Source organism: Helicobacter ganmani, from assembly GCF_003364315.1.
GTDB lineage: Bacteria > Campylobacterota > Campylobacteria > Campylobacterales > Helicobacteraceae > Helicobacter_D > Helicobacter_D ganmani.
Genome location: NZ_NXLS01000002.1, coordinates 56,622 through 70,008, shown reverse-complemented (window position 1 = coordinate 70,008; position 13,387 = coordinate 56,622). Strand labels below are relative to the sequence as shown.

Genomic DNA, 13,387 nt, shown 5'->3' with positions numbered 1-13,387 from the left:
GATTTGAAAGAATTGTGGAAAACTTGCTAAAGTTTTGGAATCTAGCTTTCAAAGATAGAATCTAAAATCGTCGCGATGTATTCTTCTTCGTCAAAAACAATTAAATCTTCTGCTTTTTCGCCTATGCCAATATACAAAATAGGGACGCGTAAAGTATAGAGGATACTAAAAATCGCTCCGCCCTTGCTCGTGCCATCTAATTTGGTGATAATCACACCATCTATCCCGCCTAGTGTTTGGCTAAATACTTTTGCTTGTTCTAGGCTAGAAGTGCCTTGAGTGCCGTCTAAAATAAGAATTTTTTGGTGTGGAGCACCCGATTTTGCCTTATCACAAATACGCATAATTTTTTGTAATTCTTGCTGCAGATTGCTTTGATTGTGCAATCTCCCCGCTGTATCAATCAGGGCTATATCTAGGTTTTTTGCAACTGCGGAAGTAATCGTATCAAAGGCAACTGCAGAGGGGTCGTGTCCGATTTTGGACGCAATGACAGGGAGATTCAATTTCTCTCCCCATAGCTTAAGTTGTTCAATTGCGGCAGCTCTAAAAGTATCCCCCGCACCTAGAATCACACTTTTGCCTTGTTTTTGATAGAGATGAGCTAGTTTGGCGATTGTTGTAGTTTTACCCGCGCCATTGACGCCCACGATGAGATTTACACAAGGTTTTTCTTCTATGATTTTAGCTTGCACTTTATCATAATAGCTTTCCTTGCGGAAAAGCCTAAGTAGAGCGACTTCAAGCTCATTGCGGCTGATTTGCTCGCCAAGTGGGCTTAATATCATTTCAATGAGTTCATAATCCATATCAGTTGCAATTAGGATTTCCTCTAATGTTTCCTTGTCAAGCTTTTTATGAGTTTTTGGAAGCAAATCACGAATATTTTGTGTAGTTTTTTGCAGGGTTTTTTTGAATATTCCAAGCATTATTGTGCCTTTATTTTTGCTAGATTTTGTGAGAGGTCAAATTCAATCATTTCCTCTGGAATCGCTCCTAGATAATGGATAATATATTTTCCGTCTTTATCGTATAAAGCAATCAGCGGCACGCCTTCAAGCCCACCAAGTGCGTTAAAGAGTTTCGTGCGGTTTTCATCCAAAATCATAGGTATTTCAACTTTATTTTCTTCGCTAAAAACCTGCATTATACCTTTGAAATTTTCTACTTCACCCACCAAATCATCCACTGGGATTCCATAGAGTGCAATTTGGTTATCAAATTGTTTTTTGAGGTTTTCTAAATGAGGCAAAATGCCTTTGCAAGGGTCGCACCAAGTCGTGAAAAATAGTAAAACTTTGAGATTTTCATGGTGAGAAGTAATGATGAGATTTTTAAAAATATTTTCTTTTTTTGGTTCAATGTTTTTAAAATTACTTTGATTTTTTGGTAGTTTTTGATTGACAATCAGTTCTGTGTCATCGTTGCTTTTTAGCACAAGATTTTCTAAGATTTCTTGTTTTTGTTCTATGGAGTCTTGAATTGCTTGATGTTCTTGCTTTTCGCACCCAAGAAATCCTAAACAAAGTCCAATCCATAAGCTAAACAAAATCCATTTCATTTTATTTCCTTGCCTTAATGATGCTTATTATAGCAAATTTATTTACATTATTTTACAAACAAAGATTCTAGCGGTGTTTTGGCAAAATTACCAAATTTCCCCATTTGCTCTAGTGGAATTCTAAGCTCAACAATGCCATAGGCATAGGGCATAATTTCATAAGGTTGATAGAGAAAAACAAAAGAATCATAATCCAACAAAATAACATCTGAAACCCTAAAGGATTCAAAATCCACAAAGGCTTCTGCTTTCACGCTTTTGAGATAATTTTGGTATTCCTGCCACAAAAGGCTTTTTAGCTCTCCATTATTGGAATCCAATATTGTGTTTAGAGGAAGGATTCCCTTTTCTTTAGATACAATGACGCCCCATTTGCTAGAGATTCCGTGTGCGCCTCCTGTGTAAAGATAATTGCTTTTAAGAAATACAAGTAGATTGTTATCAAAATAATATAAAGATTCTCCCTTGTATTCTTCAAATGGCGAAGTTTGTAGGTATTTTTCTATTCCTTTCGCCACTTTTTCTTTGTCGTTTGTTTGTAGCATTTCTTTAAAGTAGTTTTGTATGGAATCTTGTGAATTTTTCAAAAATACCTCTTTGGAGTTTTTGCAATCAAAAGATTCTTGATACACAGATTGCAAGATTTTTTGTGTTTTTGAATCGTTGGAACAATGAAATTGCGTAGAGATTAAGGCATTTTTGGCTTGTTTAGAGTTTTTTGGATATTGGTAGGTTATTTCTTGTTGTCGCAAAACCATAGAATCTATCAGCTTGAGGTTTAGTCTAAAGTTTTGTGTAGCGGTTAGCGCACCTAGGATTGCGCCATTTTCAACCTTTAAGGCTAGATTTTTACATTCAAGTATCCCCTCTTTTAGAGTGATAGGTTCATTTTGCGATTCTAGTTTGTCTTGCAACAAAGGTGTGCAGCGACCTAAATCCTGATTGCCAGCATAAAGAATTCCCTCTTTGGAATTTGCAACAAAAAGTAGGGTTTGGGGATTGGAAGAGGTTTTATCTGTGGCTTGATTTAATATTTTGGCTTGCGCGGTAGGGATAAGGAAAGTTTGATAAGTGAAATCTAAAGCCATAGTCTCTATTCCAATACATAAAATTAAGACTCCAAAGCATTTGGATAAAATGGAAAGGTTTTGTTTCATTGTGATTCCTTGTTGTTTTGTAAATGATAATTATTCAACCAATTTTGCAATTTTATCATTTTTTTCTAAAATATCTTGATTTTTTTTAAAAGCGTCGCTATAATTTTGCTCTCACTTTTATGCGGGAGTAGCTCAGTGGTAGAGCATAACCTTGCCAAGGTTGGGGCCGCGGGTTCGATCCCCGTCTCCCGCTCCATTTTTAATCATAAAAGTAGCTTTATATTGAATAGCCCGGGTGGTGAAATGGTAGACACAAGGGACTTAAAATCCCTCGGACATTGCGTCCATGCCGGTTCAAGTCCGGCCTCGGGCACCACGAATGGCGACATAGCCAAGCGGTAAGGCATGGGCCTGCAAAGCCTTGATTCCCCAGTTCGAATCTGGGTGTCGCCTCCATTTTAATTTTAAATTGTTTCGGGAGATGGCTGAGTGGTCGATAGCGGCGGTCTTGAAAACCGTTGAGGGTCATACCTCCGGGGGTTCGAATCCCTCTCTCCCGGCCACTTTTACTTTACTCTATTTTCTTAAGATTCTTTCCTTTTTTTATCAATCCTTTTTAAAGCAAAACACGATAAAATGCACACGAATTTAACAATAAGGTTAATTGAATGAGTGCTTATGAAACTATCATTGGGCTTGAAGTGCATGTCCAGCTAAATACTAAAACAAAGATTTTTTGTGCTTGTGCAACGAGTTTTGGCGAAGAGCCGAACAAAAATGTTTGTCCTACTTGCTTAGGATTGCCCGGCGCATTACCAGTGTTGAATCGTGAGGTTGTGAAAAAAGCAATTTCTTTTGGCGTAGCCATTAATGCGAAAATTAATCAAAATTCTGTTTTTGCGCGTAAAAATTATTTTTATCCGGATTTACCCAAAGCCTATCAAATCAGTCAGTTTGAGATTCCAATCGTAGGGCGAGGAGAAATTGAGATTGAAGTCAATGGAGAAAAAAAAATCATTGGTGTAACGCGTGCGCATATGGAGGAGGACGCAGGTAAAAATATTCACGAAAGCCATTATTCTAAAGTAGATTTGAATCGTGCTTGCACTCCGCTTTTGGAAATCGTCAGTGAGCCGGATATGCGGAGCAGCGATGAGGCAATTGCTTATCTTAAGAAGTTGCATTCTATTGTGCGATTTTTGGGAATTTCTGATGCGAATATGCAGGAGGGGAGTTTCCGCTGTGATGCGAATGTTTCCATTCGTCCCAAAGGGGATTCCAATCTTTACACGCGCGTAGAAATTAAGAATCTTAATTCTTTTAAGTTTATCCAAAAAGCAATTGAATACGAAGTAGAAAGACAAATTGAAGCGTGGGAAGATGGTAAATATGATAAGGAGGTTGTGCAAGAAACGCGACTCTTTGACACCGCAAAAGGCACAACGCGTTCTATGCGTGGCAAAGAGGAAGCGGCGGATTATCGTTATTTTCCAGATCCGGATTTATTGCCTGTATTTATTGATGAAGCCTTAATGGCAGAGGGGAGAGAGATTCCAGAAATGCCTGATGAAAAACGCGCAAGATATGTGCGGGAGTTTGGCATTAAAGCAAGTGATGCAAGTGTGCTAACAGGTGAGCTTGAAATGGCATTGTATTTTGAGGATATGCTACGCTTAGGTGCGAGTGCTAAGGGTGCGGTTACTTGGCTAACCACAGAGCTTCTAGGGCGATTAAAAGGCGAGAATAATCTGCAAAATTGTGGTGTGGATTCTGCTACACTAGCGACTTTGGTTAAACGCATTGATGAGGGAAAAATTAGCGGAAAAAGTGCGAAAGAAATCCTTGATGTGCTAGTGCAGAATCACGGGGGAGATGTGGATAAACTCATTGTGGAAATGGGCTTGGAGCAAGTGAGTGATGATGGAGCGATTTTAGCAGTGATTGAGGAAGTTTTGAATGCAAATGTTGATAAAGTCGCCGAGTATAAAAGCGGCAAGGATAAGCTTTTGGGATTCTTTGTTGGGCAAGTGATGAAAAGTGCAAAGGGTGTGAATCCTGCAAAAGTGAATGAGTTGCTCAAAGAAAAATTAAAGTAGGTTAAGGAAAAGATTGTTTTGCTCCTATCATAAAGGAGCTAACTTGCAATCTAGTTTTCATTTTATTAAATTTCGCCACAATCTTGGCTTAGAATATATAAAGGAGAAATAATGTCTAATGTAGTTCTGCGGGGGGGGGGGCAAAAAGCCTATTTAGTTAGCTTTGGAGATACAAGGCTTGGAATCTCTATCTGTCGCTTTAAACAACAAGCGGAATCTTTGGGGGTGTTTGATAATATTTTTATCTACACAGAAGCAAGCTTGCCCTTAGAGTTTGTGGAATATTTCAAGGATAAATTTTATACGACTAATGTAAGAGGTGAGAGGATATCCACGCGCGGGTTTGGGTATTGGTGTTGGAAGCCTCGAGTGATTTTAATGGCATTAGAGCAAATTCAAGAGGGAGATTTGCTCCTTTATTGTGATATTGGGTTTGAGTTTAATGCAAAAGCCAAAGAGACAATGCAGGAACTCTTTAGTGATATAGAGGCAAATGAGATTATGGGGTGTATTACGAATTATCCTGAAAAATGTTGGAACAAGGCAGACTTGCTTGCACATTTTGGATTGCTAGAGAATCAAGAATTTTTAGAATCTGGACAATGCGCGGCAGGGATTGTGCTACTCAAGAAAACACAAAAAACGATTCAGATTATAAAGGAATGGCTTGAAGCCTTTGAAAAGCATTTTGAACTCATTGATGATAGCCCATCTACGATTCCAAACCTACCATATTTTAGAGAGAATCGCCACGACCAAAGCGTATGGAGTGTGCTAAATAAAAAATACAAAATCAAAAATTATCCTTATGAAAAATGGTTTGACCAAAATTATAGTGTGCTTTATAATCGCAATAAAATCTATCTTCCCGCACTTGTAGAACAGACAAAAGAACTTAATGAGATGATACGAGGGGCTTGGCGATATAGTTTTCAGTGGAATCCTAAAGTGTATCAAAGGGGTTTAGAGCAATACGCTAATGCGATTTTTGAAAAACGACTTGTTGCATTGCAGCCAAATCTCATAAAAGCCAAACACAGAATCCACAATCATTTAGCCTACAAACTAGGTTCTGCAATGATTCTAAACTCTAAAAGTTTATGGGGATATATACGAATGCCTTATGTGTTATCTTATATCAAAGAAACACATAGAAAAGAAATTGCAGATTATGAAGCAAGAGTTGCAAAGAATCCTAGCTTAAAACTTCCTCCTTTAGAATCCTATACAGATTACAAACAAGCCTTAAAAGAAAAAGAATGCTTTACTTATAAATTAGGTAAAGCACTCATTACTGCTAATTCTGTGCGGGGGGGGGGGGCGAATCTTTGCTTATTTGCAATTTTTTCAAGAAGTGCGTAAGTTAAAGAAAGAGTTTAGGGAGAAAAGGAAATGAGATTTCACTTGTCATTGCAAGGCAAACAATCTATAATGCAAAATCTCGCTTTAGGGATTCCATTGCAATAATTAATTAACCCAACATTTTCTTGTGGAATCCCGCAATGAGGCAGAATCTTTACTTAAGCATTGCATTAATCTCTGCCTCACTCACAATCTTGATACCCAATTCTTGCGCTTTGGCAAGTTTTGAGCCTGCATTTTCACCGCAAAGCAAAAAATCTGTTTTTTTGGAAATACTTCCGCTAACTTTTGCCCCAAGAGATTCCAATAATTCCTTATATTCCTCACGCGCTTTGGACAATGTGCCTGTGATAACGAAAGTCTTGCCACTAAATTTGGAATCTTGCGCAGACCTTTGCGTCGTGCAAACAGGAGAGATAAGCTCCAAAAGTCGCAAAAGTCGTTGAATATTTACCCTGCAAAACTCATTTAGAGAAGCTGCCATTTCCTCTCCAAATCCCTCAAGAGCGATAAAGTCTTCATAAGTTTTTTGATAAAACTCTATCCCAAAACTATTTGCTAGTTTTTTACTCGCACCCTCGCCAATATGTTCAATCCCAAGTGCATTGATAAAACGCCATAATTCCACCCCGCGCGTGGCGGCAATCGCATTGAGAAGATTCTGAATTTTTTTATCTTTGAAGCCCTCCAAGTCCTTTAAATCTCTCGGTTGCAAGAAGAATAAATCCTCAATGGAATGAATCTTTCCTGTGTCAAACAATGTTTCAACGATTTTCTCTCCCAACCCATCAATATTAAGTGCCTTTTTGCTTGCAAAGTGGATAATAGAATTTTTTACACGCGCCTCGCAACTAAGATTTTGACATTTAATTAACTTTTCTTCTATAAGCAATTCACTCTGGCAAATGGGGCATTTTGTCGGAATTGGACAAGGCGTTTGTGTCCCATCACGCAAAGCGGGTAGAGATTTGATGATTTTTGGAATCACATCGCCACTGCGGATAAGAATCACAAAATCATTGATTTGAATATCCTTTTTTGTAACCTCATCAAAGTTATGTAAAGTCGCACGACTAACTTTTGCTCCCTCAATTCTTATGGGTTCAAGTTCTGCCACAGGCGTAATTACACCCGTGCGTCCTACTTGTAATGTGATTCCTAAGACTTTTGCTCTTTTTTCAATGGCTGGAAATTTATAGGCACAGGCAAAACGAGGGGCTTTAATTGTGAATCCAAGTTTTTCTTGCAGGGAGATAGAATCTACGCGCACCACCATTCCATCTAAGGTGATAGGATAGGAATCACGTTGAGAGATGAGATGAGAATAAGCCTTTTCAATTGCTTGAATATCCTTGCAAAGCTTTACAAATGGGGATTTTTGGAATCCTAAAGCATAAATTTTTTCCATAAGAGCAAAAAAACTATCTTGGCTAGATTCTATGGAATCTTGCGCAAGGCTTGTAGAATCTATATTTGTAGAACTCATAAAGCCCTTAAAATCACAAGCACCCACACCCCAAGGGATAAATTGCAATTTTCGCTTTGCAGTGATTTTGGAATCTAGTTGGCGCAAACTTCCTGCGGCTGCGTTGCGTGGATTGGCAAACAGATTTTCTCTTAGCTGTAATCGTTCAAGATTGAGTTTTTCAAAATCGTCTTTGGCAATCACGCATTCTCCGCGAATCTCAATGCGTCCCTTATAGGCTATTTTTAGGGGAATGCTTGGAATCGTGCGTGCATTTTGTGTTACATTTTCTCCTACAAATGCGTCTCCTCTTGTCGCAGCACTTACTAAAATCCCATTTTCATAAAGGAGATTCAAGCTTGCCCCATCAAATTTAGGACTAATAGAAAAGTTTAAGGTCTCGTGATTTACCCCACGCAAGACGCGCTCAATCCAATCTTGTAATTCTTGAGGATTGAAGACATCTTCTAAGCTCCACATTCTTTGGATATGCGCTACTTTGCTAAAGGATTCTAGCACCTTGTCTCCCACGCGTTGCGTAGGAGAATCGGGCGCAATATTTTGAGGGTTTTGCGATTCATAATTTTTGACTTGATGATAAAGCGTATCGTATTCTTCGTCGCTTGCTATGGGGTCATCTAAGATATAATAATGTTTCGCCCATAGATTGAGGCATTCAATGGCTTTTAAATATTCTTCTAAAGTCATTGGAAATTAAGTTTTAAAGCTTCGTTATCCATAATGCCAATTCCCTTAGCCAATGTGTTTTTGGCAATTTCTTGTGCCTCTTGTAGGGAGTGCATTAAATAGGTGCCGCATTGTAGTGGATTCGCCTCTGGAATCTCACTGACTTGTAAAATATCTTGCATACTTTTTTCCCACGCATCACGGACTTCCTGTGGAGTTGGTTTGCCAATAAGGCTCATATAGAATCCGGTGCGACAGCCCATAGGAGAAATATCAATGATTTCTACTTTTTCATTATTTAAATGCTCACGCATAAAACCTGCAAAAAGATGTTCTAAAGTATGGATTCCCTTTTCACTTAGTATTTCAACATTTGGCTTACAAAAACGTAAGTCAAATACGCAAATTTCATCTCCTTTTGATGTGTGCATTACCTTGCCAAGACGCACAGCGGGTGCTGGCATTTTTTTGTGATCTACTTTGAAACTATCTAAAAGTGGCATAAAGATTCCTTGTTTTTGGGTTAATCAAAGTGCAAATATTAGCAAATTTCTATTAAAACAAGCCTTTTGTATGCAAAAATTTTAGGATTTTTAAACTTAGAGCAGACAGAGGCAAGGATTCTAAGGAATTACGCATAAAAAACTCCAAAGAATCTTTGTTTGCAAAGTCGATAGATAAAGAATCTAAAGCTGCAAAAGGACAAAGATATATTTCTATTGTAAGCTGATATTTTGTATAAGAATGTTTTAAGATTCCAAGTTTTTGACTTGTCTGCATAAGATGTGGTGGAATCTGTGGAAAATTATAAAGTCCAAAATATAACTTCTCCTTGCTTTTTGAAAGTGCGATGTTGGAATCTCGGATAAAAATTCCAAAATGCAAGGTTTGTTTTATTGTTTTTGTCGGTTTGCTTTGTGTGAAATCCTGCCAATTCTCTTTTCCTAAGCAAAGATTACTCAAAGGACAATCCTTGCATTTGGGAGATTTTGGAAGGCAAACGAGTGCGCCTAAATCTAGCAAGGCTTGATTGTGATTGAAGGATTCCTTGTGGTTTAAAATGAGTTTTGCTTTGGATTCTAAAAGAGAGGGGGTGGCAGAGTGCAAGGCAAAAAGCCGCAAAAGAATGCGTTTGATGTTGGAATCCACAAAACTTACAGGCAAATCAAAGCCAAAGCAAGCAATCGCTCCTGCGGTGTAAGTTCCGATTCCGGGAAGTTTGCGCAAGAGATGAATATCGCAAGGCAAAGGATTATTGATGTCTTGAAAAGTAAGAGTGGAAGTCTTGCTATTATCAATACAAATTTGCGCGAGTTTGTGCAGATTCCTTGCGCGTGAGTAGTATCCAAGCCCTTGCCAAGCGCGCAATACTTCTGAAACATTTGCTGCACTTAGAGCACAGAGGTTTGGGAAACATTCTAAAAAAGGAAAATAAAAATGTTCTAACACTGCTTTTACTTGTGTTTGCTGCAACATTATTTCGCTGATTAAAACGCGATAGGCACGATTTGGAGCTAATTTATCGCGCCAAGGTAGATGATGACGACCATAGAGAGCATACCAGCTCAAAAGTGCCTTTTGAGCATTTTTAAGTGTAGTTGGATTAGGCTTAGAATCCATTGAGATGAGGTGCAACGCACTCTTTATAAAGTCTAAGAATATTTTTCGAATCTTTAAGTTGAGAGGAAAGGAGTTTCAAAGAAAGCGTGTTAAAATGAATTTCTTTGCGTAATTCTAAAATTTGCTCCACGCAGTCTTTTGGCGTGCCAACAATCATACAATTCATGATTTTGTTTTTATTGAAAAACTCCGCTCTAAATTCTTCGTAATTACTTGCTTTGATGATTTCTTCAAAGGTTGGATTGGATTCGTTTGCGCGCAACATACATTGTGTAAAAATATCCACACCCATTAGTGCCTTTTCTTGTGCGACGCTTCGGTCTTCGTCAATATAAATTGCCCGCGTTAGCACAAACTCTAAATCTTTTGCGCCATTTTCTGCAAAAATATTGTAAATTTCTTTGGCGCGTTTGGCTTCTAGTGTCAATGCTCCTAAAAAGTTATAGCCACGTTGCGCAGAGATTTTGAGGGTTTCATCGTGATTGCTCGCGACGTAGAAGGGAATCAATCCTTTTGGGTGAGGGCGAATACTGATGTTATGGACATCGCAAAACTCTCCCTCGTAGCTTACTTGCTCCTTGAAAAGCAAATCATGCACGATTCTAGCATTTTCTAGCATAATCTTGCGGTTGTTTTGTGGGTTGTTACCCATTGAAATATCAAAAATTGGAAAAGCCCCACGCGCAAAACCAAAAAGGAATCTCCCCTTGCTCAATAAATCCAATGTAGCAATTTCTTCAGAGAGTTGAATCGGGTGGTAATGTGGTAATAAAATTGCAGCACTTCCTACTTTGATATTTTGCGTGCGTGCAAGCGCATAGCCTATAAGAGTAAGGATAGCAGGGCAGAGTGTAAAACTATTGAAATGATGTTCTCCAATCCAAGCTTCATCAAAACCTAATTTATCCGCATATTCTATCAGTTCAATAGCGTCTGAAATTGCGACTACTTCGTTATTTGTCCAATTTTCTACTAACTCAAAAATACTGCTTTTCATCTCTACCCCTAAGTATTAAAAATTAACAAATAATCTTAGCACAAAATTCTAAAATTTTTATAAATTACTTGTTTAAATGCGTGAAGCGGTAGTGGAGTTTTTTGGTGGGTTGTAGAATCTAAAAGAGATTCTACATTTTAATATTTTTTCTTTTTTATATCCTCATTAATTGCGCTAGAAAGGGAGCTTAAGGTTTGGCTAATTTCTTGTGAATGGTTGGCAATATGGACATTAGATTCTGTAACTTGTTCTAGTTCGCTAACGGCGTCATTGATATGCGAAATATCCGCAACTTGCTCTTTGATAGAGCTAGAAACATCATTAATAGACTGCACGAGAATATTTGTATTTGCCTCAATCTCACTTAAGGATTTAGTGGTTCTCTCTGCGAGTTTTCGCACCTCATCGGCAACGACTGCGAATCCTCGTCCGTGTTCTCCCGCTCTTGCGGCTTCAATGGCTGCATTAAGAGCAAGCAAATTGGTTTGGTCTGCAATATCCTTAATCACGCTCACGATACTTTTAATATCTTCTGCCTGTTTTGTAACCTCCGCGGTTTTGTCGCTGACATTTTGGATAGTCGCATTGATTTGTTCAATAGAAGCTGCTGTTTGATTAATGCTTGTTGCTTGTCCTGTTGCTCCGTGCTGTAGTTCATCTACGGACTTTGTGATATTGCTAGAGATTCCAGCGAGACTTTGTGCAGTTTGCATACGTTTTTCTATTGTGGAGACGGAGTTTTTTTGCAAAAGATTGATAGATTCATAAAGACTTAGAATATCTCCCTCAATATTTTCTATCTCACATTTTTTTCTGAAATCCTCTTGTGCGTAGGTTTTAAGCAGTTCAATACCACTTCCTACCATTGTTGCAATTTGCGTCAAAGCGTCATTAATGACATTTTTAAGCACCACAAGACTTGGGTCATAAGGTTCTTTGGTAATTTTGTGATTCAAATAGCCTTTTTTAATGCTTTCTGCTACTAAGACAGAATCCTCAATTGCCTCATTGTCTTGTTGGATACCTTTTTCAATGCGTTGCATAGATTTATCTAGTTTATTGGCGATTTGTCCTATTTCATCTCCATTTTTGCTTTTGCAAAGCGGGGGCATTTGGTCATTTTCGTGGTTAATATAATCTAAGAAATTGAGAATCGTTTTGGTAAGCACTTGCAATCTGTTGAGGATTCCATACCGAATTGCCACAAGAGAAATAACCAAAATAACTACAAGCATTACGAGAATTCCAATAAGGATAATGCGTTCTATTGTGTGATTAGCTTCTTTGAAATCTTCTAGTAAGGCTTCTGTAAGGATATAGATTTCAAAGTTGGAATTAAATCCGCTATAAGTTTGGTAATCTTTGTCATTGTAGGTGTAATTGATAAATCCTCCTTTGGGCAGATTCTTGAATCTCTCTAAACTACTTGGTTTGGCTTGGCTTGGTGCGCCTAAAACAAACTCATCATAGATGGGGTCAATCATAATGATTTTTCCATGTTCGCCTATAGAAATCTCGCTTAAAGTTTCTTGGATTCCTTTATAAACACCAGTTAAATCGTGCGCAATAAAGAGTGCGCCGATAACAGAATCCGTGCTATCTATAATAGGGGAATAGATGCTCATATAGTTTTTACCAAAAAGTTTAATTCTACCTATAAAGGTTTGCTTTTGGTTAAGTTTTTCAAATGCAGGGTGAGATTTACCAAGTTGTGTGCCTAGCACGCGATTCCCCTCAAGGTCTCTTAAAGAGGTCGCAAGTCGTGTGAAATCTCCCTCATCGTCCTTAACAAAAATAGTTGCAACATTGGAAGTGAGATTTGTAAAATAATCTACTATCTCTATTGCACGAGATAAATCATTTCCATTATAGTAGAGATTCGGGATAGATTTACCCTCTATAGTAACATAATTTTGGCGAACATAAGAGTTTGCAACTTTCTCTCCTTTGTATCTCTGTAAAATTGTTTCAAGGAGATTAAAAGATTTTTTTGCCTCTTCTAATATTTGATTTGCAAAGAGATGGAAGTTTTCATTCACAACGCGGTCAATTTGGCTTAATCTCAACTCAAGTTGTTTATTGGTATGAGAGGTCATTATTGAATCAATGAACAGCATAAAAGGAATCATAATTGCGATAAATACCACAATTTGTTGCAACAAAAACTTTTTACCAAGTGATAAATTTTTCCAAGACATAAAACTTAACCTTTATTAATATTTTTTATGTTATCCAACCTAATAACATAAATTTTGATGATTATAATTAAATAATTATCTATAATTTCTTAAAAAAATTAAATAATTCGTATCCTAATAAAATATTATAAAATTTATTGTGTGTAATGAGAAAATTTACCTCATTCAAATTCTGCATTAATGCTTAATTTTACGAAAATTAAGATAATTTTATTCAATCATTTTATTTTTTTTAAAACAATAAAATTTTCTTGCTTATTTTGTAATTATTTATAATATTTTGTAATAAATAATATATATAAAC

The 13,387-nt window shown here is 37.4% G+C and carries 10 protein-coding genes, 4 tRNA genes and 1 pseudogene; 6 read left to right on the top strand and 9 right to left on the bottom strand.

The window, feature by feature from the left end; translation table 11 throughout:
* Positions 1-41: 41 nt before the first annotated feature.
* Genes ftsY through CQA43_RS02260 form a run of 3 tightly spaced genes read right to left on the bottom strand, consistent with a single transcriptional unit; the run spans position 42 to position 2,718 of the window.
* Complete coding sequence (gene ftsY, locus CQA43_RS02270) at positions 42-929, bottom strand: signal recognition particle-docking protein FtsY (protein ID WP_115551001.1); 888 nt, start codon at positions 927-929, stop codon at positions 42-44.
* The gene (locus CQA43_RS02265) at positions 929-1,561 is read right to left on the bottom strand and encodes a TlpA family protein disulfide reductase (protein WP_115551000.1); all 633 of its coding nucleotides are present in this window, start codon (positions 1,559-1,561) and stop codon (positions 929-931) included. Before CQA43_RS02265 ends, ftsY begins: the two co-directional genes overlap by 1 nt.
* Before the next feature lie 47 nt (positions 1,562-1,608).
* Complete coding sequence (locus CQA43_RS02260) at positions 1,609-2,718, bottom strand: DUF3298 and DUF4163 domain-containing protein (protein WP_115550999.1); 1,110 nt, start codon at positions 2,716-2,718, stop codon at positions 1,609-1,611.
* Positions 2,719-2,839: 121 nt separating this feature from the next.
* Between CQA43_RS02260 and CQA43_RS02255 the strand changes: the two genes are divergently transcribed.
* The 6 genes from CQA43_RS02255 to CQA43_RS09450 all read left to right on the top strand — a co-directional run bounded on the left by CQA43_RS02255 (position 2,840) and on the right by CQA43_RS09450 (position 6,116).
* Positions 2,840-2,914: transfer RNA gene (locus CQA43_RS02255), tRNA-Gly, on the top strand.
* A gap of 33 nt (positions 2,915-2,947) precedes the next feature.
* Positions 2,948-3,034, top strand: a tRNA-Leu gene (locus CQA43_RS02250).
* 5 nt (positions 3,035-3,039) lie between these two features.
* Positions 3,040-3,114 (top strand) — tRNA-Cys (locus CQA43_RS02245).
* A gap of 19 nt (positions 3,115-3,133) precedes the next feature.
* Positions 3,134-3,221 (top strand) — tRNA-Ser (locus tag CQA43_RS02240).
* A 105-nt stretch (positions 3,222-3,326) separates the two neighbouring features.
* Positions 3,327-4,754, top strand: coding sequence for an Asp-tRNA(Asn)/Glu-tRNA(Gln) amidotransferase subunit GatB (gatB, locus tag CQA43_RS02235; RefSeq protein WP_115550998.1), 1,428 nt, complete (start codon positions 3,327-3,329; stop codon positions 4,752-4,754).
* Between the two features lie 111 nt (positions 4,755-4,865).
* Positions 4,866-6,116 (top strand): hypothetical protein, encoded by a 1,251-nt coding sequence (locus CQA43_RS09450; RefSeq protein WP_181881598.1) that lies wholly within the window; start codon positions 4,866-4,868, stop codon positions 6,114-6,116.
* 154 nt (positions 6,117-6,270) lie between these two features.
* On the opposite strand, the gene ligA is transcribed toward CQA43_RS09450, so the two are convergent.
* From ligA to CQA43_RS10015, 6 genes and pseudogenes are all read right to left on the bottom strand, one after another.
* A complete protein-coding gene (gene ligA, locus CQA43_RS02225; protein WP_115550997.1) occupies positions 6,271-8,289 on the bottom strand; it encodes an NAD-dependent DNA ligase LigA in 2,019 nt (672 codons plus the stop codon).
* The gene (gene luxS, locus CQA43_RS02220; protein ID WP_115550996.1) at positions 8,286-8,771 is read right to left on the bottom strand and encodes an S-ribosylhomocysteine lyase; all 486 of its coding nucleotides are present in this window, start codon (positions 8,769-8,771) and stop codon (positions 8,286-8,288) included. Before luxS ends, ligA begins: the two co-directional genes overlap by 4 nt.
* Positions 8,772-8,823: 52 nt before the next feature.
* Positions 8,824-9,903 carry an A/G-specific adenine glycosylase gene (locus CQA43_RS02215; protein WP_342767846.1) on the bottom strand — a complete coding sequence of 360 codons (1,080 nt, stop codon included), beginning with the start codon at positions 9,901-9,903 and terminating at the stop codon, positions 8,824-8,826.
* On the bottom strand, positions 9,878-10,885 hold the full coding sequence (locus CQA43_RS02210; RefSeq protein WP_115550994.1) for an LLM class flavin-dependent oxidoreductase: 1,008 nt from the start codon (positions 10,883-10,885) through the stop codon (positions 9,878-9,880). Before CQA43_RS02210 ends, CQA43_RS02215 begins: the two co-directional genes overlap by 26 nt.
* A gap of 137 nt (positions 10,886-11,022) precedes the next feature.
* Positions 11,023-11,598, bottom strand: a complete 576-nt coding sequence (locus CQA43_RS10020; RefSeq protein WP_407918772.1) for a methyl-accepting chemotaxis protein — start codon at positions 11,596-11,598, stop codon at positions 11,023-11,025.
* A gap of 768 nt (positions 11,599-12,366) precedes the next feature.
* Positions 12,367-12,981: pseudogene (locus CQA43_RS10015) on the bottom strand (Cache 3/Cache 2 fusion domain-containing protein); the annotation flags it as partial.
* Positions 12,982-13,387: the final 406 nt, after the last annotated feature.